15 protein-coding genes, 1 tRNA gene and 1 pseudogene are annotated in these 26,099 nt (G+C 38.3%); 11 read left to right on the top strand and 6 right to left on the bottom strand.

The window, feature by feature from the left end; translation table 11 throughout:
* Nucleotides 1-772: 772 nt before the first annotated feature.
* Together H7U22_RS21010 and H7U22_RS21005 are read right to left on the bottom strand one after the other, a co-directional pair.
* Nucleotides 773-2,167, bottom strand: coding sequence for a 7TM diverse intracellular signaling domain-containing protein (locus H7U22_RS21010; protein ID WP_187073311.1), 1,395 nt, complete (start codon nucleotides 2,165-2,167; stop codon nucleotides 773-775).
* A gap of 8 nt (nucleotides 2,168-2,175) precedes the next feature.
* Nucleotides 2,176-3,588 carry a sensor histidine kinase gene (locus H7U22_RS21005; RefSeq protein ID WP_187073310.1) on the bottom strand — a complete coding sequence of 471 codons (1,413 nt, stop codon included), beginning with the start codon at nucleotides 3,586-3,588 and terminating at the stop codon, nucleotides 2,176-2,178.
* Between the two features lie 348 nt (nucleotides 3,589-3,936).
* Between H7U22_RS21005 and H7U22_RS21000 the strand changes: the two genes are divergently transcribed.
* The 6 genes from H7U22_RS21000 (at nucleotide 3,937) to H7U22_RS20975 (ending at nucleotide 13,919) form a co-directional block, all read left to right on the top strand.
* Nucleotides 3,937-10,338, top strand: coding sequence for a gliding motility-associated C-terminal domain-containing protein (locus H7U22_RS21000; protein WP_187073309.1), 6,402 nt, complete (start codon nucleotides 3,937-3,939; stop codon nucleotides 10,336-10,338).
* 130 nt (nucleotides 10,339-10,468) lie between these two features.
* Nucleotides 10,469-11,353, top strand: coding sequence for a PorP/SprF family type IX secretion system membrane protein (locus tag H7U22_RS20995; RefSeq protein ID WP_187073308.1), 885 nt, complete (start codon nucleotides 10,469-10,471; stop codon nucleotides 11,351-11,353).
* Nucleotides 11,354-11,489: 136 nt separating this feature from the next.
* The gene (locus H7U22_RS20990; protein WP_187073307.1) at nucleotides 11,490-11,837 is read left to right on the top strand and encodes a response regulator; all 348 of its coding nucleotides are present in this window, start codon (nucleotides 11,490-11,492) and stop codon (nucleotides 11,835-11,837) included.
* A 193-nt stretch (nucleotides 11,838-12,030) separates the two neighbouring features.
* Nucleotides 12,031-12,681, top strand: a complete 651-nt coding sequence (locus tag H7U22_RS20985) for a response regulator (protein ID WP_187073306.1) — start codon at nucleotides 12,031-12,033, stop codon at nucleotides 12,679-12,681.
* A 27-nt stretch (nucleotides 12,682-12,708) separates the two neighbouring features.
* Nucleotides 12,709-13,053: an SH3 domain-containing protein gene (locus tag H7U22_RS20980; RefSeq protein WP_187073305.1), complete on the top strand. Its 345-nt coding sequence runs from the start codon at nucleotides 12,709-12,711 to the stop codon at nucleotides 13,051-13,053.
* Between the two features lie 257 nt (nucleotides 13,054-13,310).
* Nucleotides 13,311-13,919, top strand: coding sequence for a DUF2306 domain-containing protein (locus H7U22_RS20975; protein ID WP_187073304.1), 609 nt, complete (start codon nucleotides 13,311-13,313; stop codon nucleotides 13,917-13,919).
* A gap of 1,164 nt (nucleotides 13,920-15,083) precedes the next feature.
* Here H7U22_RS20975 and purL read toward each other — a convergent pair.
* On the bottom strand, nucleotides 15,084-18,818 hold the full coding sequence (purL, locus tag H7U22_RS20970; RefSeq protein ID WP_317173017.1) for a phosphoribosylformylglycinamidine synthase: 3,735 nt from the start codon (nucleotides 18,816-18,818) through the stop codon (nucleotides 15,084-15,086).
* Between the two features lie 173 nt (nucleotides 18,819-18,991).
* Between purL and gloA2 the strand changes: the two genes are divergently transcribed.
* The 4 genes from gloA2 to fbp all read left to right on the top strand — a co-directional run bounded on the left by gloA2 (nucleotide 18,992) and on the right by fbp (nucleotide 22,149).
* The gene (gloA2, locus tag H7U22_RS20965; RefSeq protein WP_187073302.1) at nucleotides 18,992-19,375 is read left to right on the top strand and encodes an SMU1112c/YaeR family gloxylase I-like metalloprotein; all 384 of its coding nucleotides are present in this window, start codon (nucleotides 18,992-18,994) and stop codon (nucleotides 19,373-19,375) included.
* A gap of 81 nt (nucleotides 19,376-19,456) precedes the next feature.
* Nucleotides 19,457-20,158, top strand: a complete 702-nt coding sequence (locus H7U22_RS20960) for a tRNA1(Val) (adenine(37)-N6)-methyltransferase (protein ID WP_187073301.1) — start codon at nucleotides 19,457-19,459, stop codon at nucleotides 20,156-20,158.
* Between the two features lie 400 nt (nucleotides 20,159-20,558).
* Nucleotides 20,559-21,050 carry a metallophosphoesterase family protein gene (locus H7U22_RS20955; RefSeq protein ID WP_187073300.1) on the top strand — a complete coding sequence of 164 codons (492 nt, stop codon included), beginning with the start codon at nucleotides 20,559-20,561 and terminating at the stop codon, nucleotides 21,048-21,050.
* A 19-nt stretch (nucleotides 21,051-21,069) separates the two neighbouring features.
* Nucleotides 21,070-22,149, top strand: a complete 1,080-nt coding sequence (gene fbp / locus H7U22_RS20950; protein WP_187073299.1) for a class 1 fructose-bisphosphatase — start codon at nucleotides 21,070-21,072, stop codon at nucleotides 22,147-22,149.
* 98 nt (nucleotides 22,150-22,247) lie between these two features.
* Here the strand turns inward: fbp and rnhA are convergent, their stop codons facing one another.
* Nucleotides 22,248-22,721 carry a ribonuclease HI gene (rnhA, locus tag H7U22_RS20945; protein WP_187073298.1) on the bottom strand — a complete coding sequence of 158 codons (474 nt, stop codon included), beginning with the start codon at nucleotides 22,719-22,721 and terminating at the stop codon, nucleotides 22,248-22,250.
* 176 nt (nucleotides 22,722-22,897) lie between these two features.
* Here rnhA and H7U22_RS20940 point away from each other — a divergent pair.
* A tRNA-His gene (locus tag H7U22_RS20940) sits at nucleotides 22,898-22,971 on the top strand.
* 559 nt (nucleotides 22,972-23,530) lie between these two features.
* On the opposite strand, the pseudogene H7U22_RS23515 reads toward H7U22_RS20940, so the two are convergent.
* Nucleotides 23,531-24,490, bottom strand: a pseudogene (locus H7U22_RS23515) (recombinase family protein); the annotation flags it as partial.
* A gap of 87 nt (nucleotides 24,491-24,577) precedes the next feature.
* On the bottom strand, nucleotides 24,578-26,099 hold a 1,522-nt coding region (locus H7U22_RS20925; protein ID WP_222621923.1), incomplete at its 5' end, for a recombinase family protein.

The following is a 26,099-nucleotide window of genomic DNA, read 5'->3' as shown; positions in this document are numbered from 1 at the left end:
AAATTGGGTTTGGTTCTGCATTAAGATTCCCGCCTACGCAAGAATGACGGGGTGAGTAGGCAACTCGCTATTAAAGCGGCCATCATTAAGGCCCTCAAATCAAAAACATACAATAAACACACACAATTTAATTTTACAATAAATCAAAACCCACCCTTGCTTTTGTGTCTTTTGTGGTGGGTTTTTACCACAAAAGACACAAAAGTTTATCGTTACCAAATAATAAGATATTCCGATATAGCCTCATTAATGCTTAGGGATTATTTGCCTTTGCATTAAGATTCCCGCCTACGCGAGAATGACGGGATGGCTAGGCAACTCGCAATTAAAACGGCCGTCATTAAGGGGCTCAAATCAAAAACATACAATAAACACACACACAATTTTATTTTACAATAAATCAAAACCCACCTTTGCTTTTGTGTCTTTTGTGGTCGGTTTTTACCACAAAAGACACAAAAGTTTATCGTTACCAAATAATAAGATATTCCGATATAGCCTCATCAATGCTTAGGGATTATTTGCTGTGCATTAACTCCCGCCTACGCGAGAATGACGGCATGAGTAGGCAACTCGCTATTAAAGCGGCCGTCATTCTCAGCTTGATCCGATAGCTATCGGATGGGAATCTTAATGCTTAGGGTGGATTTTGCTCTGCATTAATTACGCCTGCGGGAGAATGATTGTCTTTTATAAATAAGACGTATCGCTTACAATTTCTTTTGTGTCTTTTTTCGTTTAAAACAATGTATCAATCCAATTCAAACCAAAATCATTCAATCTTTAACGAAATAGAAGCCCTAATATTTGTAAGATTAATATCGGTTTCCATATTAATAATCCCCTTTGGGTTTGTAATATTGGCCAGAAAATCAAAAGGATCGATTTTATTGGTGCTATTATCCTGAATAAAAATTATGCAGTTCTCCTGCTCAAAATGGATGGAAATGTGGGCGGTATTGGCATTTGTAAACTTGACTACATTTGAGATTACTTCCCTAATAAAGTTGCAGATCAGCTTATTTAATAAAGGCGTTAAATTGGTTTTAACTAACAGCGCATCATAATCTGATTTTATTTCTATGATATTGAAATCTAGAAAATGTTGCTGTATTTTAATTAGATAGTCTGCAATGTCGTACGTAAAACCGCCATCAAAATTATCGTTTTCTATCAATTGGTGACTTAAACTTCTCGTTTCCTCGTAAATGCTATTCACCTCTTCTTCAATACCTTTAAGTGCATTAATTTCGGTTGGTGTAGTGGTTTTTTTAACTTTATTGCTAATCAAATATTTTAATGCGGCCAAGTCGCTGCTTAAGTCATCATGTAAAGCCCTCCCAACATACGCACGTTGTTCTAGGGTAACTTTGCTCCGTTCGGTTGATAACTCTAAATCGTTAATCAATAATATTTCTGCAGCTTTTTCTTTTTCAATTTCGTAGGCAATTTGCTGTTGAATCAGAATTTCCAGATCCCGATATTTCTGTTGGGAATCTGTTCTCATTTTATAGCCTACGGCGGCAGAGAAGAAGATTACATCTAAAAAGCAACCTAAACCGGTGTATGAGATATGATTTAAGCCTAAAATATAACCATGCGCATAGTAAGTAATGGAATTAAGGATACTGGTAATCAGCATGGCAATGGTGCCAATAATGATGTAATTGTGATAACTATCGAGTTTTTCTTTGATGAGGAAATACAATAGGCAAAGAAAAATTCCGAAAAGGTAAACATCTAAAATGGTACCATAGAGCAATATAATTTCTTGAATTTTTGGAGAAAACAACAACTCGGGGAAACGCACAAAAATGTAAATTGGTGTAAGCAAGTAGGTTTTCCTTGCAATTTTATAAACGATAAGCGCATTGGTTTTAGTGTTTTCATTGGCAATTAAAATAAACTTTAAATAAGCCAATAACGAAAGCCAATAGATTATTGTACTAAGAATGTATTGGATTGAGCTGGTATTGTATAAATTGGTAAGGGTTGTAGAGCAAACTATTAACATGTAACTTAAGGAGAACCATAAATAAATGGTATAATTGGCGATTAATTTTTCCCTATTGAAATAAAATAGACTGGTATGATAAATTGCAGCGAGCAGCAGTGCGCCGATTGCGAAAATTGGAATTAGTGATTCTAAAGTATATTGAGATAGCATTATTTAATTTAATTTAGTGGCAACTTAATGCAGATTAAACTTCCTGGCGAATTGTTTGCGATGCTGAATTCGCCATTTAGGTCTTTAACCCGAAGTTTTAGGTTATTAAGCCCAACACCTTCTTGTATGCGATTTGGCGCTATTCCTTTTCCGTTGTCGGCTACGGTTAAGTTGCAAAAGCTATTTTCAAATAAAATCGAGATCAAAACATCTGTAGCATCGGCATGCTTTATAATATTAGTTAAACATTCTTTAATGCAGAGATATACACATTCCGAAATGTTTATTGGCAATAAACTTTCTATAAGTTCTGGATTATAATCTGTGTTGATGCGAATTAAATTCAAGCTTTTAAACCTCAACTTTGTTTTGTTTAAATAAGCATCAATATCATATACGTAGTTGCTGTAAAATAGATCCTGATTAGTTAAAAAGCTATTGAAGTTTTTTGCATCGTTAAAAATCAAATCAATTTCCTCTTCAATTTCTATAAGGTTTTCGGTTTCGTGCGCAGAGTGTGTTTTTTTATGTTGATCATTTACTAAATATTTTACGGCCATCAAACTCTCGGTTAAGCTATCTTGAAGTTCATTTGCAATGATTTTTCGTTGCGCTATAATGGTCTTGTGTCGTTCTTCACGGAGGTTAAATTCATGTTTTAACAGAACTTCTGCTGCTTTTTTCCTTTCAGTTTCTAATTTTAAAATTTGTAGGGTTAGCTTCTCTTTAGCTAGAAAATTTTCTTTAGCTTCCATTTTAACCTTAAAACTAAACGCTAGGGAGAAAAATATAGCCTGCGTAAAATACCCCATCCCAACAAAAGAAAGTGAATCTATCGGGATCTCAAAAGCTCCAATAATATCGTAGCTAAACACAACATCCAATAGGTTAAATAGGATAAGAAAAAGGGTTGCTACGATAATATTTAAATTAAAAGCATCTCGTTTTTCTTTAAATAGTAAGTAAGTCAGTATCAAAATACTTAGCGGTGTAATGCTATCAAATATCAATGCGAAATACCAAACTATATCCTGATATTTTAATGGCCCCAAAAAATTAAATATGTGGCAAATTGTACTCAGGATAAAAACGATCCAGATTTTGCGAATAAATTTAATAACCAAATACTCCTTTTCCCTTTTTTTTAATGTAAAGAGCAGAAAGTAGATATAAATTAAGTGGGAGAGCCAAAGGGTAGAGGCACAAAATAAAAGAGGTACAATTGGAGGATTTTCAACCCTGTTGCTCGTAATTGTTGCCTGTAATAAAAATAATAGGCAAAGTACCAAGTAAATGCTGTACACGCCCAATAGTTTTGTTCGGTTAAAATAAAATAAGTTGCAATGATAAATTGCAGATATGGCTATTGCTCCGATACAGAGAAAAGGAATAAGATCATCTAACTTAAAGAGGGCCAGCATTTAATTTTATTATGGTATAAGTTATAACAGAATTGCTTCTAAAGACTGCTTTGTTAATCTATCTATTTTCTAATAGCATAATGTGGTTTATTTACAAATTTAATCAAATAAGTATTATTTATAATACGGTTATAGAGCAAAAAAGTGTAAAAACCCCTAAATATGGGTATTCGTTTTCACATTTATGGCTATTCTGTGCCAGTTAGTTACAATAATTTTGCTTGATCAAGATGATAACGTTTAAAAGTACTTTTCTTATACGCCTCCACGTAGCCAAAAAATACTCTAAAAACGAGCTAAACTATCTTAATTACATCATGAAAACATCAATGCAATTTATTTAACGTTATGAAACAAAAATTTACTTATCTCTTAATCTTGCTCATTTTCTCGGCCCTTGTGGGGGTAGGGAATTTTGCAAAGGCACAGTCCGTAACCGGTACTGCAGTAACAAATGGTTGTAAATCTGGTGGTACGATTACGGCCAGTAGTACAGGGCTCGGGGCAACACCTCAGTACCAATTGCTTTTAGCAGGGGCTGTTGTAGCACCTGATGCCAGCAACCCATCGGTTTACACCAATAGCAATGTGTTTACCAGTTTAATTAATGGCAATTACACCTTAAATGCAAGGGCCAGCCTTGGCGGTACCGTTTACACGAGCAGTACCATTACGGTAACCAATGGGTATGCCGACATGGTAGTGAGTACACCTACTAAGGTTTTAACCTGTGTAAGTACAAGTACAACGTTAACCACAACAGTTACCGGTGGAAAGGCGAGTTATATCTATAAGATTGCTAATCAAACTTCCCCAAGTACGATTATAGAAAGTAGTGCGGCTACTGCAGCGACATCTTATACTTTTGGAGCAACAACTGCTTTACCTAAAGGAAATTATATTGTTAGTGTAACTGATAACTGCGGTATTACAACCACAGCAGCAACTTCTATATCAGACCCTACAGTTACTTTAGCTGATATTAAAGTTGGAAGTGTAGCCTATTTTTCTCGAAATAATTTTAATGATTGTAATTCTACGCTCAAAATGGTAGTGGAATTTGGATGGCAATATGTTGCAAATTCGGTTTCAATCTCAGCTTCTGATGCTGCGAAATTTACCTGGAAAATAAGATTTCAAAACCAGTTATATGGTCAGGACATTACTGGAGATGGAAGACCTGACGTTGGAGGAGCAGGATTCTCGCCTTTAACTTCGCAGGTTACAGCTCCATTGGCTGCTGATAGAGCGGCCGCACTTGCTGATGAGTTGACTGCAACTCCAACAGCAGTTGTATTGATGGATGCATGTGGTAACAGTAAAGTAATTCCTATAATAAACTACAATAAGTTAATTTCAAGACTATCTGCAAAAAATTGTAGTGGAAACGCTTCAGTTGTTGCAAGTTTTGGGGCTGGATTAACTTGTTTGCCCGTAAATTACGTGTTCACAAATACATCGAATCCAGCTGATGTTATTACAGTTACTCAAACTACTGTCACTCAGCAATTTACTGGGTTTACCCCTGGATCAACCTATCATTTTACCTATGTTGATGGTGCTGGGTATACCACAGGAGTATGGTCAAATGCGGGTCAAAATATTTCTATCTCAGCTACTTCTAGTTTTGCACCAGCACAATTTTATTTCGGTCCATACCGTAATCTTAATGCATTAAATTATGGTCAATTAGACTTAAGTTTTTCACCTGGGGCACCAAATGATCCAGTTAGTGTTAAGGTCTTAAGCTCGAGTAGTCCATTAGTCCCGGTTGGTACAATTAAAACTGGCATTTTGGATGGAGGTGGTAACTGGGTTGTGCCTAATGTAAATTCTACAGATCCAATTAATTATTGGCCTAAAGGAACTTATACATTAGAATTAACTTCAGTTTGCGGTATAAAAAATCTAAATGTAACTGTATTAGGTTATACGGCAAGCCTAACAGGTAATACCATAAGCCCAATTTGCGGAGGGTTTGATTATGTGGTGAACGGTATTTTTGACGATGCGACTGCTTATCAAGTTATTATTTTACCAGGTTCTGCCAGTAATGTTGGTCAAACAAGAGATTTGGCCAGTACAACCGCTTCCTTACCCTTTAACGGTTTAACCAATGGTAACTATACTTTTGGTATTAGGATTAAAGGTGGCACTACCGATGTATTAACCCAAACGGTTACTTTAAGTGCAGCAAATGTTTTAAGCATAAATAAGTCAGCAACTGGTGGTTATGTATGTACTACAGGTGCAACCAATGGTACCTTAACCATTGTGGCCAGCACACTTTCACCAGCGCCCGGCAATACTTTAGAATATGCCATTGGAGGGCATAACATCGGCGATCCTTATGGAGCTTTCCAAAGTGGTAATACCTTTACAGGCTTAAGTGAAGGAACATATTATTTTAAAGTAAAAGATGGTTGTGGTAATATTATTACCGAGAGTACGCAAATCGGCGTAGCTGCTGCACCTACCGCAAGGGTAGATGGCAAGGCGAGTCCTGCTCCGGTATGTAAATATGTAGGTGCAACCATGCAAATGGATGTAGATGCACTGGGTGCAGGTATAACCTATAACTGGAGTGGTCCTGGTATTTCAAATACTGTTGGAGACCCAGCTTACAAAGGATTGAAAAATCCACAAGTGAGTTTAGATCCACTAACCGTTGGTACCTTAAATTATTCAGTTTCTATCGTTAACCCAGCATGTAGTGCAACGCCAACGGTATCAAATATATCCGTTAATTTAAAGGCTCTACCAGTTGCTACAATTGCTTATTCGGCAAACTTATGTAAAACAGGTACGGCTGCAGTTACCCAGACGGGAACGACAGGTGGTACTTACAGTGCATTGCCTACAGGTTTAACAATTGATGCCAATACTGGTGCGTTAAATTTAGCTACGAGTGCTGCAGGTACTTACACGGTAACCTATACTTTTACTGATGGCTCTTGCCCAACAACTACAACGGCCAGTGTAACTGTAAACGATTTGCCACTTCAACCAACTGTAGCGGTAACGCAACCGAGTTGTGGTACTCCTACGGGAAGTTTAACCATTACCGCTGTAACTGGCGAAACTTATAGTCTAGATGGAGGTGCTTATTCTACCACATTAACCTATTCGGGTTTAGTTGCGGGTTCAACACACACGGTAACGGCTAAAAATGCAGGTACTTGTACCGCAGTTACCTCAGTAACTATCGATGCTGCAAAAGTAATTGCAACTGCACCTACAGTTGCGGTAACTGCACAACCAACCTGCGCTGTAGGTACAGGTTCGATTAACATTACAGCAAAAACCGGCGAAACTTATAGTTTAGATGGTGGTGCTTATGCTGCTACTACAACTTATACTGGTTTAGCATCGGGTTCGCACAGTGTTACTGCTAAAAGTGTAGATGGTTGTATTTCGACTGCTACTTCAGTAACAGTTAATACGGCGCCAGGCGCACCAACAGCACCAACGGTAGCCGTAGCTACACAGCCAACCTGTTCAGTGGGTACTGGTTCTATTAGCATCACTGCTGTAACCGGCGAAACTTATAGTGTAGATGGCGGTGCATATTCTGCAGCAACAACTTACAACGGATTAACTCCAGGGTCGCACACCGTAATCGCTAAAAATGCAGGTGGCTGTACTTCATCGGCAACTTCGGTAACCATTAATGCTGCACCAGCAGCGGCTGCTACACCTGTAGTTAATGTAGTATCGCAACCAACATGCGGTACACCTACAGGAAGCATCAGCATAACCGCTGTAACCGGCGAAACATACAGTTTAGATGGTGGTGCATATTCTGCAACTACAATATATAGTGGTTTAACACCAGGTTCGCACAATGTAACTGCAAAAACTGCAGGTGGTTGTACTTCTACAGCAACTTCATTTAACATTAGCCCCGCCAAAGTGGAGGCGGTTGTTCCTGTGGTAACTGTAACCGTACAACCAACATGTACTGTTGCTACGGGTACCATAAGTATTACCACAGTAACCGGCGAAACGTATAGCGTAGATGGTGGTGCTTATTCAACAACAACAACTTATGCAGGTTTAACTGTAGGTTCGCATAGTGTAACTTCAAAAAGTATCGACGGATGTTTATCTGTACCAACTTCGGTGACGATTAATGCTGCACCAGCTGCTCCAGCAGCGCCAACGGTAATCGTAACAGGACAACCTGATTGTAGCGTGGCAACTGGAATCATCAGCATTACGGCTGTAACTGGTTTAACTTATAGTTTAGATGGTGGCGCTTATTCGGCAACCACATCTTACACAGGTTTAACAGCAGGTTCGCACAGTGTAATTGCTAAAAATGGTTCAGGCTGTACCTCAGCACCTACTACGGTAACCATTAATGCTGCACCAGTGGGTGCAACTGCACCAACGGTAGCGGTAACGGCACAGCCAAGCTGTGCGGTAGGTACAGGCTCCATTAGCATTACAGCAAAAACCGGAGAAACTTATAGTGTAGATGGAAATGCTTATTCGGCAACGACTACTTATACAGGTTTAACTTCAGGTTCGCACAGTATCACGGCTCAAAGTGTGGATGGTTGTATCTCAACTGCAACTTCGGTAACCATTAATGCTGCACCATTGGCCCCAACCGCACCGGTTGCAAATGCAACGCAACCAACTTGTACAGTAGGGACGGGTAGTCTAACCATTACTACAGTAACCGGGGAAACCTACAGTTTAGATGGCGGCGCTTATTCGGCAACGGCAACTTATACAGGTTTGACAGCAGGTTTACACAATGTAACCGCTAAAAGTGCGGGTGGCTGTATTTCATCGGCAACTTCGGTAACCATCAATGCTGCGCCTTCGGCACCAGCAGCACCAACAGTAGCGGTAACGGCACAGCCAACCTGTGTTGTAGGCTCTGGAACCATCAGCATTACTGCTGTAGCTGGTTTAACTTATAGTGTAGATGGCGGAGCTTATTCGGCAACCACAACTTATACAGGTTTAACTGTAGGATCGCATAGCGTAACGGCTAAAAATGTAGCGGGTTGTATTTCAACAGCAACTTCGGTAACTATTAACGCTGCGCCTTCGGCACCAGTAGCACCAACGGTAGCGGTAACGGCACAGCCAACCTGCGCTGTAGGTTCGGGAAGTATCAGTATTACTGCTGTAACTGGTTTAACTTATAGCTTAGATGGCGGATCTTATTCGGCAACCACAACTTATACAGGTTTAACTGTAGGATCACATAGTGTAACGGCTAAAAATGTAGCGGGTTGTATTTCAACAGCAACTTCGGTAACCATCAACGCTGCGCCTTCAGCGCCAACAGCACCGGTTTTAACTGCAACGCAGCCAACTTGTACGGTAGGAACAGGCAGTATTGCCATTACTACAGTAACTGGCGAAACCTATAGTTTAGACGGTGGCGCATATTCGGCAACGGCAACTTATACAGGTTTAACAGTAGGATCGCATAGTGTAATGGCTAAAAGTTCGGGGGGCTGTATTTCAACAGCAACCTCGGTAACCATCAATTCTGCACCTTCGGCACCAGCAGCACCAACGGTAGCGGTAACCGCACAGCCAACCTGCGCATTAGCAACAGGAAGTATCAACATCACACCGGTTTCTGGAAACACTTATAGTATAGATGGTTCAGCATATGTTGCTACGCTAGCCTATGCAGGTTTAGCAACGGGTACACATACAATTACGGCTAAAAATGCTAGTGGCTGCATAAGTAATGCAACAAGCATTGTTATTAATGCACAACCAGCAACACCAACGGCTACAATTTCGTATCCATCTGCTCAATATCAAGCAACTGGAACAACAGCCGTTACTCAAACTGGTCAAGCAGGAGGAACTTATAGTGCAAGTCCTTCAGGCTTAAGTATTGATGCAACTACTGGTGCGGTAAATTTAGGGTCAAGTACGCCTAATCAAACCTATACCATAACCTATGCATTTAGTAACGGTACCTGTACAAATACTACAAGCACAACAATTAAGATAAACTCTACACCAGCAACAATTGGTTATGGAAAACCAGAATATTGTGCTACAGGTTCTACAGATGTTTTGAGAACGGGTCCTGCAAGTGGAATTTACACTGTAAATGGAACGGGTTTAAAAATCAATTCTTCTACAGGTACAATCAACTTAAGTTCGAGTACTCCAGGTAGTTACACGGTAACCTACACCTATCAAGATGGATCAATCACTGCGGTGGCCACAACATCAATAGTGGTAAATGCTATGCCTATAGTGAGTTTAAATAGTGATTTAGGTTTAGATATTTCTAAAGGAGATATTGCAATCTTAACCGCAACAGGAGGAGTAAGTTACAGCTGGACAGGTGGCGATATATTAAGCGGACAAAATACTGCTTCGCTTAGGGTTAGACCAAAACAGACGACCACTTACACCGTAACTGCAACAAACGCAAGTGGCTGTAGTGAGGTTATGCAGATTACGATTAACGTAACGGATGATTTGAAACTGTTGCCTAACAACGTAGTTACACCAAATGGTGATGGTAAGAATGATACGTGGGTAGTTAAGAACATCGACTATTATCCAAACAATGATGTAAATATTTATGACAGAGCAGGTAGGAAGGTTTATGGCGCTAAAGGTTATCAAAATAACTGGGACGGTACATACAACGGAATGCCATTAGCAGAAGGCGCATATATTTATGTGATTGATCTTGGTAAAGGTATTGGATTGATCAGAGGAACAATTTCAATAATTAGAGATAATAGATAATCATTAGAAATTGACCCAAAAACTAGTGTTCGCCATTCATATTGAATTGCGGACCTAGTTTTAAATTAATTAATCTTATTAATAGTGGTGTGCCAGTTTAACAATTGGTGAATCAATTAAAATAAATGCAATGAAAAAAATACTAATAATATCGATACTACTTATATCAGTAAAGGTAGGTTATTGCCAGTTAAACCCCATGGGGAGTATGTATTATCAAAATCAATATTTGGCTAACCCGGCCATTGCAGGGATAGAACAAGGTTGGGAACTGAATGCGGGATATAAAGCACAATGGACGGCTATAGAAGGTGCACCAGCGATGGAAGCTGTTACTGCCACTTATGGTACCAAAAACAAGAAAATTGGGTTAGGACTTAATTTTTTCAATGATCAGGCTGGAGTAGTTCAAAGAACTAGTGTAAAAGCAACTTATGCCTATCATTTGCCACTTAACAGTGGTTCGAGTTTTATCGATTTTGGACTTTCTGCAGGTGTGATGGATGAATGGATAGATTTTAACAAAGTTAGAGGAGATCTTAATGATCCATCACTTTACAATTTCAACCAAAGAAGTGTTTACTTTGATGGAGATTTCGGTATCGCATATAGAAATAAAAGCTTAACCATTCAAGGTGCTTTGCCAAATTTAAAAAGATTTTTAAATCGTGATTTGCAAAGAACGGTTGCCGATCGTTCCCTTTACATGGCGTCCATCAGCTATAATTTCTTAAGTAGCACGGATAATGTATTGCATAGTATAGAGCCTAAAGTAGTTTACCGTGGTGTAGAAAATTATAAGGATATACTTGATGCTGGTGCAAATCTTCAGTTTTTTGGAAACAAGTTATTGTTGAACGGAATGTATCATAGCACAAATAGTGTAACTATTGGCGCAGGAACAACCTACAAAAACCAATTAACCATTTTAACTCAATACACCACCAATACAGCTGATTTACAGAACTACAGTAATGGTGAGTTTGAAATTGCATTAAAGTATAATTTTCGATAAGCTAGATTTTAACTAATAAAAGCAAAGCTAATTTCCTTACAGCCTGTTTCCGATAAGGACAGGCTGTATTTATTTTAGTAAAAATCTTAAGCGAATTTTAATAAATGAATAATTCCTCAAAAAGTAATCCGCAACCATGGAAGTTTTAATTGCAAACAATCACCAAACGATTAGATATGGTTTAACGCTTGTGGTTGAAGAGCTGTGGGATGGGTGCACCATATTTGAAGCCAACACGCTTAATGAGGTCGTAAGTATAATTTCTGCGCAAGACATAGATCTGGTTATTTTTGATGTTAATGTGCCGGATAGCGAAAACCTGGAAGATTTAATGCATTTTATTTCTAAAGAAACAGATGTAGTTGTGCTTTTGGGCAACGAAAAAGATGCGAAGAGAATAGCATCTTTACAGGAAGCGGGAGTAGCGAAATTCCTTTTTAGAGATCATTCCATCGAAGATTTAAAGGCAATTTTGTGTTCATAATTCATCCTGTTTTCTTCTAGGAAAACAAGACTTTCTACATGCTAATGGCATTATTGGGGAAATTTGGGGATTTTTATCCATAGTATCACGCCCCAATTTTACACACATTAATCAATCATCTTAAATTAATGTTGTTATCTCGCGATTTAAGGATCATTATTGAAATGGATTAATCTTTGTCTGTAAAAGTACAATGAACATCTCCATTATAGACGATCACCAACTGCTATCCGAGCTTTTGAAAGTTTCACTCTCCGACTGCGATTTTATCAAAACGATAAAAGTGTATAATAGTGCAAAATATTTTTTTTGGGATTTTGACGTACACAAAACTGACGTACTCATTGTTGATATGCTGATGCCTGAAGCCATGAGTGGAGTAGATGTAATTGTTAAATGTAGAAAGACCAGATCAAAATCAGCTTTAAAAATTCTCGCATTATCAACGGTAACCAATCCAAACATCATGAAGGATGCATTTAATAAGGGCGTTAATGGCTATCTATCTAAAAATGCATCTATAGAGGAATTGGAACACGCCATCCAATACGTGGATACCCAGCCGGATAAATTGTATGTTGGTGAGAATTTAAAGGATATTTTGCTGCAATCTCATATGTCTGAAACGATAAATTTTCGCCTTTCTCCACGAGAAAAAGAACTATTACTCACGGTTTGTTCGGGTAAAACCGTTAAGGAAATTGCATTAGCGCTAGATTTAAGCGTAAATACTATACAAAGTTATATGAAAGTGTTGATGCGAAAAATGGAAGTAAACCGAACTCCAGATCTTATTTTAAAAGCCATTAGGCATGGTTTGTTTAATCCAAGCTACGCCAATTAATGTGGTTTACCTTATGATTGAAATCCAATGACGACATTTAAAATCCTGATAGCATACAAAAGACAATATGAAAATCCTATTATTTTAAATGTGGGTGATGTTGTAGATTTAGGGGAAGAAGAAAAAGAGGATAAATGGCTTGGTTGGATATGGGCAGAATTTAAAAACAATCAAGGCTGGATACCGATTCAAATTTTGGAAATAGCAAATGACAGAAAGACGGGAAGAGTTTTAGAATATTATTCAGCTAATGAATTGGATGTTGGGCAAGGTGATGTTATTGAAAAAATTAAGTCTGTAGATGGCTGGAGCTGGTCGAGAAAGATTATTAATAATGAGGAGGGGTGGATACCTGATGAAGTAATTGGATAAGCTCCATATTCACTCAATGCATATAAACTCCTTTTAAACTAAGAATAACTAAGAGAGTATATTAAATTTCTCTAAAAAGCTGTTGTCATAATTCGCTTAGATTTTGGGTAATCACAAATGAATAAGCTCAGATAGGAACAGTTTTTAAAATAATACAAATACTTTTTCATTTTTGAATCAAGTAAAACCTTAACAATAGTTAAGGTTTTTGATGAAGCTAATCGCTTACTTTTGATTAAACATTATTCTTAGCTGATATGAAGAACAAAATTTTATGGATATTATTTGCCGTATTGGCGATAGGTGTGGGGCTGTATCCTTCTCTGTATTTTTTTATTGACCGAAAATTCGGTTTGTTGAGTACAAAGTCTACAACGTTACTACTTAATGTGTTTTGGAATATCGGTTTTTATACCCACATCGTATTGGGAGGCATTTCACTATTGATTGGATGGGTTCAGTTCAGTCCAAAACTTCGGGAAAAGAATATTAAAATTCACCGGATAATTGGTAAAATTTACATGGTATGCGTTTTACTTAGTTCTATTGCCGGTATTAGTATTGGTTTTTTTGCAACGGGTGGTATTGTTGCCTCGGCAGGATTTATTTCTCTAGGTTTGTTGTGGTTTTTTTCCACATGGAATGCCTATTCGCACATCAAAAACGGTGATGTAGAAAAACATAAAAAAATGATGGTATATAGCTATGCAATTTGTTTTGCTGCGGTTACGCTCAGAATTTGGCTTACCCCTCTAATCTTGATTTGTAATGATTTTACTGTTGCTTATAGAGTTGTGGCTTGGCTTTGTTGGATCCCAAATTTGTACGTAGCTTATTTAATTAATCAACGTAACCATAAAGAATAAAATCTGATTTTTAGAAACAGCTTGAAAAAGTCTCGTTTATTTACTTTTTGTAGTACGTGGAGACACGTACCACGGCTTTTGACAGTCGTCTTCCTCAGCTTGACTGGGGATCTTAATGCTCTTTCTTGTGCTGTCGCATTAAGATTCCTGCCTGCGCGGGAATGACGGGATGGATGGGCGATTTCCAGTTACGCTAGTCGGCCAGCCTCAGCTTGACTGGGGATCTTAATGCTTTTTATTGTGCTCTCGCATTAAGATTCCTGCTTATTTAAAAAGTGCATATTTGTTTTGCTGTAGGTTGTAGCCCTTTGTCTAAGCGCTAACTATCGCCACTGAATATAAACGGTCGTCATCCTCAGCTTGACTGGGGATCTTAATGCTCTTTCTTGTGCTGTCGCATTAAGATTCCTGCCTGCGCGGGAATGACGGGATGGATGGGCGATTTCCAGTTACGCTAGTCGGCCAGCCTCAGCTTGACTGGGGATCTTAATGCTTTTTATTGTGCTATCGCATTAAGATTCCCGCCTGCGCGGGAATGACGGGATGGTTGGGCGATTGCCAGTTACGCTAGTCGGCCAGCTTCAGCTTGACTGTGGGTTTTAATGCTTTTTCTGGTGCCCTGCACTATGATTCCTGCCTATTTAAAAAGTGCATGTCTGTTTTGCTGTAGGTTGTAGCCCTTTGTCTAAGCGCTAACTATCGCCACTGAAAATGAACGGTCGTCATCCTCAGCTTGACTGTGGATCTTAATGCTCTTTCTCTCGCATTAAGATTCCCGCCTGCGCGGGAATGACGAGGTGGCTGGGCGATTGCCCGTTACCCTAGTCGGCCATCCTCAGCTTGACTGTGGATCTTAATGCTTTTTCTTGTGCTGTCGCATTAAGATTTTCGCCTGCGCGGGAATGACGAGGTGGCGAGGCGATTGCCAGTTACACTAGTCAGTCATCCTCAGCTTGACTGTGGATCTTAATGCTTTTTCTTGTGCTCTCGCATTAAGATTCCCGCCTGGGCGGGAATGACGGGGCGGCGGGGCGATTGCCAGTTACCCTAGTCGGCCATTCTCAGCTTGATCAGATAGTTATATTATGGGGATCTTAATGCTCTTTCTCTCTCATTATATTCCCGCCTGCGCGAGAATGACGAAAAGCCAAAGAAATCTTAACCTTATGCCTTTTCCTCAACCCATTTCCGAGCATTCACAAAAGCTTCCATCCAAGGGGAAACTTCGTCTTTACGTCTTTTTGGATAATTTGCCCAGTGCCATTGAAATAATGAACGCTCGATGTGAGGCATCATAACCAAGTGGCGGCCGGATTCATCGCACATCATTGCGGTGTTGTAATCAGAACCATTCGGACTTGCTGGATAGGTTTCGTATGCGTATTTGGCTACGATTCTATATTTATCTTCTGCATATGGCAATGAGAATCTGCCTTCGCCATGCGATACCCAAACCCCTAATGTACTGCCTGCTAAAGTAGAAAGCATTACCGAGTTGTTTTCGGCAACGGTTAAAGAAGTGAAAATACTTTCGTGTTTGCCACTTTCATTGTGAAGCATTTTTGGTTTTTCCGCGTGGTCTTTATTAATTAATCCAAGCTCAACAAATAATTGGCATCCATTACAAACCCCAACAGAAAGTGTATCTGGACGATTAAAGAATTTTTCTAAAGCAACTTTTGCTTTCTCGTTATACATAAACGCTCCGGCCCAGCCTTTGGCAGATCCTAAAACATCTGAATTTGAGAAACCACCCACTGCACCGATAAACTGGATGTCTTCCAAAGTTTCTCTGCCGGTGATTAAATCGGTCATGTGTACATCTTTCACATCGAAACCGGCAAGAAACATTGCGTTTGCCAGTTCACGTTCAGAATTACTTCCTTTTTCGCGAATGATTGCTGCTTTAGGGCGAGGTTTTGTAGAATCTATAACCGGTTTTTTTCCATCAAACTGAGTTGGGAAAGTATAATTTAAAGTGTGGTTTTTATAATTGTCAAAACGTTCTTTTGCCTTAGCTGCACCACTTTGTTTTTTATCTAACAGGTAAGAAGTTTTGAACCAAACATCACGCAGATGATCGATATCGAAACTAAATTGTTCTGAAGCATTTTTTATTTCCAGCGTAGCTGAAGAATTTACTGTACCAATTTTGTGGAAAGTTACACCTGCTTCCGCTAATGTGTTTTCTACTGAAACCTCTGCTTGGAAAACCAGTGCAATATTTTCAGCAAATAACAACTTGATGATGTCTTGTTCTGCTAATGAAGATAAATCGATTGAAGCCCCTAAGTTGCGATCGGCAAAACACATTTCTAAAAGTGTGGTAATTAAGCCACCACTGCCAATATCATGACCAGCCTGAATTTTATCTTCCCTAATTAACTGTTGAATGTTATTGAAGGCTGTTTTTAATTTTCCGGCATCCTTAATATCGGGTGTTTCGGTTCCAATTCTATTTAAAATTTGTGCAAAAGATGAGCCACCTAGTTTATAAGAATCGTTGGAAAGGTTGATGTAATAAATAGCGCCACCATCTTTTTGAAGTACCGGTTCTACTACTTTATTAATGTCGTCGCAATTTGCACCAGCAGAAATTATTACCGTTCCTGGAGCAATTACATCACCATCCTGATATTTTTGTTTCATGGATAAGGAATCTTTTCCTGTTGGAATGTTGATTCCTAAATCAATTGCAAAATCAGAGCAAGCTTTAACTGCTGCATATAATCTAGCGTCTTCACCTTCGTTTTTACAGGCCCACATCCAGTTGGCAGAAAGCGAAACGCTTTTTAATCCATCTTTTAAAGGTGCCCAAACAATGTTGGAAAGGGATTCTGCAATTGCGTTGCGACTACCAGCAGCTGGATCAATTAAGGCTGAAAGTGGGGCATGACCAACTGAGGTTGCAATTCCTTCTTTTCCCTGAAAATCTAACGCCATTACACCGCAATTGTTTAAAGGCAATTGCAATGGACCAGCACATTGCTGTTTGGCCACGCGACCGCCAACGCAACGATCTACTTTATTGGTTAACCAATCTTTTGAACCCACCGCTTCCAATTGTAATACCTGCTCTAAATAGGTATTTAGTGTAGCCGAATCGTAAGTAATTGACTGATATTTGCGATTGATGGTTTCATCTTCCATCACTATTTTAGGGGAGCTGCCAAACATATCCTTCAAGTCGAAATCCATGGGTTTAGCACCAGAGGTTTCAGATTTGAAAGTAAAACGATGATTGCCAGTTACTTTACCAACGGTGTACATTGGAGAACGTTCGCGATCTGCAATTTTTTGTAAGGTATCAATATGATCATTTCCGATTACCAATCCCATTCTTTCCTGAGATTCGTTTCCGATAATTTCTTTGGCAGATAGGGTTGGATCGCCGACCGGAAGTTTATCTAAATTAATTAATCCACCGGTTTCTTCTACCAACTCTGATAAACAGTTTAAGTGACCGCCAGCGCCATGATCGTGAATGGAAACGATAAAGTTCTCTTCGCTTTCTACCATCCCGCGAACTGCGTTTGCTGCTCTTTTTTGCATTTCGGGATTTGATCTCTGGATTGCATTTAACTCAATGCCAGAGCCATGTTGGCCAGTATCTGCAGAAGAAACTGCTGCGCCGCCCATCCCGATTCTATAATTCTCGCCACCAAGAATTACGATATTATCTCCTTCTTGTGGTTTTTGTTTTTGTGCCTGACTTGCTTTTCCATATCCAACGCCACCGGCAAGCATAATTACTTTATCGTAACCTAATTTTCTTGGTGTCACATTGAGCTTGTCGAAATGCTCATCGTGTTCGAAAGTTAGAACGGAACCAGTGATTAAAGGCTGTCCAAATTTATTTCCAAAATCAGTCGCACCGTTTGATGCTTTGATTAGAATATCCATTGGGGTTTGGTAAAGCCATTTTCTTTCTTCAACGCCAGCTTCCCATGGTCTATTTTCTTCTAAACGAGAAAGAGCCGTCATGTAAACTGCAGTTCCGGCTAAAGGCAAGGAGCCTTGTCCGCCAGCCAAGCGATCTCTAATTTCGCCACCAGAACCAGTTGCTGCGCCATTAAAGGGTTCAACCGTGGTTGGAAAATTATGTGTTTCTGCTTTTAAAGAGATTACCGATTCAAAATCGCTAGTGGTGTAGTAATCAGGAATATCGGCTCTTTTTGGTGCGAATTGTTGCACAACAGGACCTTTAATAAAAGCAACATTATCTTTATAGGCCGAAACAATATCGTTCGGGTTTTCTTCTGAAGTTTTACGGATCAGTTTGAATAGGGAAGAAGGTTGTTCGACACCATCAATCACAAATTTACCATTGAAAATTTTATGGCGACAATGTTCTGAGTTCACTTGAGAAAAACCAAAAACTTCAGAATCTGTTAAGGATCTTTCTAATTTGGTTGCCAAATTATTTAGGTAATCCACTTCCTCATCGCTTAGCGATAAACCTTCTTGTTTATTATAAGCAGCAATATCTGTGATTTCAAGAATTGGTTCAGGTTTTACATTGATGGTGTAAACTTCTTGATGAAGCTGAGCGTACTTTTGGGAAAGCATTGGATCGTAATCTGAAAAATCTTCTGCAACTTTCTTAAATTCTTCTATCCGGATGATTCCCTGCAAATCCATGTTTTGGGTAATCTCTACCGCATTGGTGCTCCAGGGGGTAATCATTGCGGCTCTTGGTCCGACAAAAAAGCCTGTTAAAGCTGTTTCTGACGAGATTTTGGCGCCGCCAAATAACCATTCAAGTTTAGTAATATCATTGGGAGTAAGCGTTTTATTTGTTTGAAGAACAAAAACCGCTTGCGATTGACTTAAGAAGAAATGAATCATGCTTTTTTTTTGAAGTTGCAAAAATAGCTTTTTTAAATTTAATGAGGGAATATTTAATGAGTGAATAAGAGCGTTTTCAATGAAAGAATGGTTAAGGATGATCGAGATTTGGTGGGCATTGTGGAGATTTTAAAGGCGTAAATGCTAATGTAAAAATTCAATCATTTTACGCAACTTTGTAACACTCTATCATTCAATGATTCAAAACTCACTTATTTTTTAATATGTTTAACCGCATCCATCATATAGCCATTATTTGTTCAGACTATACAAAATCGAAAGATTTTTATGTAAAGCAGCTTGGCTTTGCCATATTAGGAGAGGTATATCGTGAAGAGCGGAAATCTTATAAACTAGATCTTGCCATAAATGGAGTTTACCAAATCGAATTGTTTTCTTTCGAGAATCCTCCAGCTCGTCCATCAAGGCCAGAAGCGCAAGGCTTACGTCATTTGGCTTTCGAAGTGGATAATATTGAAGTCGAGATTGCAAGATTATCAGCACATGGAATTGTAACCGAGCCGATTAGGATAGATGAATTTACGGAGAAAAGATTCACCTTTTTTGCAGACCCAGATGGCTTGCCGTTGGAGTTGTACGAGAAATAGATAACTCAATAGCTTTATCAGCTTTAATATGCCAAGCGCTATGAAAGTTGACCAAGCTGAACGAGAAAAAATGATGGCTAAATGAGCATTTTTAAATTTAAACAGTTTGATGTTGATCAATCTGGTTGCGCCATGAAAATTAATACGGATGGCGTATTGTTGGCTGCTTCTGTTTTTCATCCTAAACCAAAAAGGATATTAGACATTGGAGCGGGTACGGGTGTAATTGCTTTAATGTTGGCGCAACGTTTTAATAATGCCAATATTGATGCCGTTGAAATAGACGAACAAGCTGCAGTAACTGCCTCAAATAATTTTAAAAATTCACCCTTTTCTCAGCGCCTATCGGCATTTCATATTTCTATTGAAGATTATTCTTGTACAGATCATTATGATTTGATTGTTTCCAATCCGCCGTTCTTCGTAAATGATTTGAAGAATGAAGAAGCCAGAAAAGGGATAGCCCGACATGCAGATCATGATTTTTTTGAAATGTTAATTCGAAAATCTTCTGATATGTTAAATGATAAAGGATGTTTCTGGTTAATACTTCCGGTGAAGCAAGCGGATTATGTTATTGGTTTAGCTCCAAAATATGGTTTTTTTCTTAGAGAAAGGATTAGCATGCATTCGGATAAGGATAAGCCGACTTTCAGACAAATGGTTTGTCTGCGCAAGGAAGAGGTTGATCAGATTGAACGGGATTTCTATATCTATGAATCACTTAAGCAACATACACAGGAGTACAAGAAGTTGTTGAAGGATTTTTTCTTGGCCCTCTGAGCAGGATTTTTAGGATTTAAGGATAAGGCAGGATTAAGGTTTGATTTTCAAAGCACATAAAGGGAGTTGAACTCATAAGGCATTAAGATTCCTGCCTGCGCAGAAAGGACATGAGGAAGTCCAATTGTCGGCCTTGATATAAGTCGCTTTAACTATATGCTTTCCAAGAGCTAGTCTTTTTCTGCGATTCTTCATTCCCAACTTAATCCAATAGTTATTAGATGGGGTTTTAATGTCTTGAAGATTTTTTTATTTTGTATTAGAGTTTCTGTTTTCGGGGATAGATGGCGTAAGTTTAGGCACTGTCGTCTTTGTCAACTGTATAATTATATTTGTGCCATTAATTTTTGATGCATATTGATCTTGAAAATCTTAAAATCCTTTAAAATGCTGCTCCTTGATGAAAAAAATAGGTTTAATTTCTGATACCCACGGATACTTGGATGATGCTGTATTTAAACACTTCGAAAGTTGTGATGAAATTTGGCATGCTGGTGATTTTGGGCCAAATGTGGCAAAGCCATTGGCAGACTTTAAACCCCTTCGTGGCGTGTTTGGAAATATAGATGATCTAGAGATTAGATCAGCGTTTCCAGAACAAAATCGATTTAGTTGCGAGGGAATAAACGTCTTAATGACGCATATAGGAGGTTATCCGGGTAAATACGCCATGTCGGTTAAGTCTGAATTATACACTAACTCACCAAAATTATTTATAACCGGGCATTCGCATATTTTGAAGGTAATGTTCGATGAAAAGATAAAATGTTTGCATATAAACCCCGGTGCAGCTGGAAAACATGGCTGGCATAAAGTAAGAACTTTGGTTCGGTTTTGCATTTCTGAAGAAAATATTCATACCTTAGAGGTTATAGAGTTATCGGGTAGATAATGTAAAAAGTACACTAAGTATGGTTTGTGGCGTTAAAACACTAGGACAATTCATTATAGAAAAACAGGCAGATTTCCCTTATGCTAAAGGTGAACTTTCTAGGTTGTTAAGAGATATGGGCATAGCCGCTAAGATTGTAAATCGAGAGGTTAACAAAGCAGGTTTGGTTGATATTTTGGGCGACATGGGTACCACAAATATTCAAGGTGAGGAGCAAAAAAAGTTGGATGTTTATGCCAATGAACAGTTTATTGCTGCATTAACGAGTGGTGGTGAGTGTTGTATTGTAGCTACCGAAGAAGAAGATGAGATTATCCATATCGAATCTCCTGTTTCTCAAAATGCAAAATATATTGTTTGTATCGATCCTTTAGATGGTTCGTCTAACACCGATGTTAACGTAGCGGTTGGTACAATTTTTTCTATTTATCGAAGAAAATCTACCGTAGGAAGAGCAACAATTGAGGATGTTTTGCAAAAAGGTACGCAACAAGTAGCTGCTGGCTATATTATTTACGGTTCTTCAACCATGTTGGTTTACACGACTGGGGTTGGCGTTAACGGATTTACGCTAGACCCATCTATTGGTGAGTTTTGCTTATCACATCCACAAATGAGAATTCCGGAAACCGGTTACATTTATTCGGTAAACGAAGGTAATTATGTTCATTTTCCAGATGGAGTTAAAAAATATATCAAATATTGCCAAGTAGAAGATGATGCAACTAAAAGACCTTATACTTCTAGATATATTGGTTCTATGGTTGGAGATATTCATAGGAATTTAATCAAGGGCGGGATCTATATTTACCCAACAACTTCACGCTCTCCCAATGGAAAATTGAGGCTTCTGTATGAGTGCAATCCAATGGCTTTTATTATAGAACAGGCAGGAGGGAAGGCGAGTACAGGTTTCGATCGCGTACTTGATATTGTTCCGACGGAGTTGCACCAAAGAGTTCCTGTTTTTATTGGATCTAAACTGATGGTAGAAAAAGCCGAAGAAATGATGCTTATTTATACTTCAAAATTTAGCAGTGTTACGGAAAAGGCCGAAACAACTTTAGAAGATCTGGGGGTTATTGGAGGCATAGATTAGGTTTGCTTATCTCTTTATAAAACATACTTTTTTATAAAGAGTGGGACAGTTTCTTCTTATGTGGTATTTAGTATTGGCAAAAATATGAGCTGATGTCTTTATAAAAGTGTAGCTTTATTACGCTCTACTTCAAAAAAAGTATCTATTGCCAAATTCTGTTTATCGTGTGATGCTGCAACGGCTAAACGATCGCAACGTTCATTTTCTGGATGATCGTTATGGCCTTTAATCCAGATGAATTTGACCTTGTGCAGTTTGTAAAGTTCTAAAAAACGAATCCATAGATCTTTGTTCTTTTTATCTTTAAAGTTTTTAGTTACCCAACCAAATACCCATTTTTTTTCAACTGCATCTACAACATATTTAGAATCTGAGTAAACGGTTACTTGCTGGTTTAAACTTTTTAATGCTTCTAAACCCTTGATTACGGCAAGTAGTTCCATTCGGTTATTTGTGGTCATTCTAAAACCTCCACTTAATTCTTTATAGTGTTGGCCGGCTCTCAAAATGGTTCCATAACCACCTGGGCCTGGGTTTCCGCTTGCTGCTCCGTCTGTGTAAATCTCGATCATAAACGGTGCAAATCTAAGTTTTTAGCATCAAAATAAGCTATTTTAAGTTTTTTTAATGGTGGAATTGAAATTCAAATAATTGAATAATAGAGTTTTAATAGTTTTTTTTATTTAGGAGTATAAAAATATTTGCAAGAAATATTAAAAATCGTACTTTTGTGACACTAAAAAACACGGTGGTTGTAGCTCAGTTGGTTAGAGTATTGGTTTGTGGTGCCGAGGGTCGTGGGTTCGAGCCCCATCAGCCACCCCGTATGGGACAAAGACATTTTCGAATGGTTTTGTCCCTTTTTTTTTGCCCTTAACTCGCTATTTTTCAAGAAGATATATTCGGCGAAAGAGTTCGACTTTTGGGTTCGACCTATACCTAAATTGTATGTCAATTTTTGCGGAAAAAGAGTTGTGACGATTAATTTCTTTGATTCAGCTGAATTTTCATCATACAGATTATCGATTTTTCCGAGTGTAGCCATTGCTTTAATTAAAATGGGTGAGATATCGGAAATTCTTCGATTTCGAGGTTCAATAGGCACAAGTTCTCTTTCTAGAGCTGTAATCTTTTGTAAAGTATCCTCTTTAATATCTCGGTATTCAGATGGCTCAAGATCGTTTTCCAAAAGCAGTTCTCTTGCTCTTTCGAGCTTTTGATTACAGTCTCTAATTTTATTCAAAACAAGATTTCTATCATTTTTTAAACTTTTGGAATTACCTTTGTAATCTTCAACAATTTCCTTGATAAGCTGGTCAGGGTTTCTAGGAATAAAGCATGTTAAATAATCCCGGAAAGAATTATTCACATCCTCAGCTCGATATCTTACACCACATGAAGACCTGCAGTGATAGTAAATGCTGTAGCGGGTTTTCCCTTTAGAGGCACTACCTGTAAGCGATCTTGTACATTTAGGACATTTTATTAATCCTCTTAACGGCAGATCCTCAGAACTGGAAACTGGCATTCTAGGCTGTTCTTTTTTGCGAATGGCTAAAATTTTCTGGATCTGATAAAATTGATCTTCCGTGATTATCCCCTGATGCTGGCCATCGACAATCCTTTCAGGTTCATCTCGATAGGACGGAACGAGAATCTTGCCCATATAGGTAGGGTTTTTAAGCAGGTTATAGAAATTGTTCTTACTGCATTTAATTCCCTGTCGGTTTATCTGATTAAGTAAATATTCTCCAGAATAAATTCCTTTTAAATATTCTTCAAACACCCATTTAATAGCATTTGCTTCAGGTTGCTTATAAGTAATGTATTTCTTGCCATCCTCGTAACTTCTATTAATATAACCAAGAGGAGCGGGTCCGGTGTACCGACCTTCTTTTTTTGCCTGTCTAATTCCAGCCTTCGTATTTAATCCTCGCCTGTCATTTTCGATTTCTGGGGTTGTGAGATAAACAGCGAGCATCATTTTATTTTCAGGCACAGTTAAGTCCAGTGGCTGTTCAATAGCTTGAGGCTCTATCCCCTGCTTATTCAAAGAGGATATCATTTGGTAGGCGTCACTCGTGTTGCGGCTAAATCTATCCCATTTCGTAAATAAAAGAAGATTGGCCTTTCCTCTATTTCGTTTGATAAATACCAAATATTTTTGCCACACTGGTCTTTTAAAAGTTTTGGCCGAATAATCTTCTATAAAAACTTCCCTTATCTTAATTAAATTCAGTTCACAGTATTTCTGTAAAACATCTTGTTGGCTTCTTAAAGAATATCCTTTTTCAGCCTGCTCATCTGTACTCACTCTGATATATAAATCTGCTGTTCTCATCCATTAATTTGGTTAATTGATTCAATAACAGAAGATAATGATTTTTTTTAAAAAGTTCAAGAGCGAAGCAGAAGAATAGCAAAAAGATTAAAAATTTTGATGATTTTCCATAAATATATAATGAACATCATCGTTGAAAACTTTTTGTCCAAAATTTTTACCTTCAAATTTTAATGTCTTGTCAACAAGAAGACTCAAGAGCTCACGTTTTTCCTCAATATTGCATTCACAAAAAAGAATAGCCATATCGTTGATTAAATTCATCGCCGCATCTTTGATGATGTAATCTTGGGAGAATAATTTGTGTCTTTTTCCTTTTGCGTTCCACCTATCTTCATATTGCTGTGTGTTTTCACTGCAATCCAGCTTTATCTGGCGATATTCTGCTAGCTCGAGCTCGCCCTCGAGTAACAGGTTTCTTGCTTTAGTCAGTTTGTTTTTAATTGCTTCGGTTGCCCGAATGAACATTTTTCTGTCTTCTATTATTTCAGACATTTCATTGCTGTAACAATCATCAATTGCAATTTTAATAAACGGTTTAAATTCTTCCCTTAGATTGAGCTCAGCTAAGCAGTTTCTGAATTCAATAAGAACAGTGTCAGCCCTAAACCTCACGCCGCACTCAGATCTGCAATGATAATAAAAAATAGGTTTTTTGCTACCCCTACGTGCGCTTCCCGTAAGTTTGCGGGTACAATCTGTACAGTTTAAAAAACCTCTTAACGGCAGATCTTCAGGAACTGTTAGAGAGGTACCCTTTTTTCTTGCTTTCTTTGATAAAATATCCTGAACGTTCCAAAACTGTTTTTTTTCTATCAAGGGGTCATGGTTTCCAGTAACCAGAATCATTTCCTCATCCCTATATTTTGGAACGATTACTTTTCCGTAATAAACTGGATTTTTAATAAGGTGATAAAAGTTATTCTTACTGCATTTCAAACCCTTTCTAATCGCCATCCTGAATGTTTCCTCACATGAAAAAGTATCTTTTTCAATCTGGCTAAATATCCATTTTATTAATTCTGACTCAGGATGTTTAGGAGTTATAAATTTTTTGCCATCCAGGTGGGTGCGATTTATATATCCAAGTGGGGCAGGACCTGTCCACCGTCCCTCTTTTTTGGCCTGCCTTATTCCTGCCCTTGTATTTAATCCCCTACGATCATTTTCAATTTCTGGCGCTGTAAGATAGATGGCCAACATCATTTTATTTTCAGGGACATCCATATCCAGAGGTTGCTCAATCGCCTGTGGATCTGAGCCAAGTTTTTTTAGAAGAGATATCATCTGGTAAGCATCGCTAGCATTTCTGCTAAATCTGTCCCATTTTGTAAATAATACCAGACTCAAGTTTTTTTTTGTTTTCTTGAGGAAGGTAATAAATTTCCTCCATTCTGGTCTGTTAAATGTTTTTGCGGAATGATCCTCGGTGTAGATTTTTCTAACTAAAATTCCATTACCAAAACAATATTTTTCAAGTACGTCCTTTTGGCTTCTCAAAGAATATCCCTTTTCCGCCTGTTCATCAGTACTCTGCATATACCAATAAATTTGACCCCCTTTCGCCAATTTTAAATTGACCCCCAGAGTTGTTGCTTGAAAAAAGCAG

It is taken from the genome of Pedobacter fastidiosus (genome assembly GCF_014306625.1).
GTDB classification, from domain to species: domain Bacteria; phylum Bacteroidota; class Bacteroidia; order Sphingobacteriales; family Sphingobacteriaceae; genus Pedobacter; species Pedobacter fastidiosus.
The sequence above is the reverse complement of the archived record's forward strand: the minus strand, read 5'-3'. Positions and strand labels throughout refer to the sequence as shown.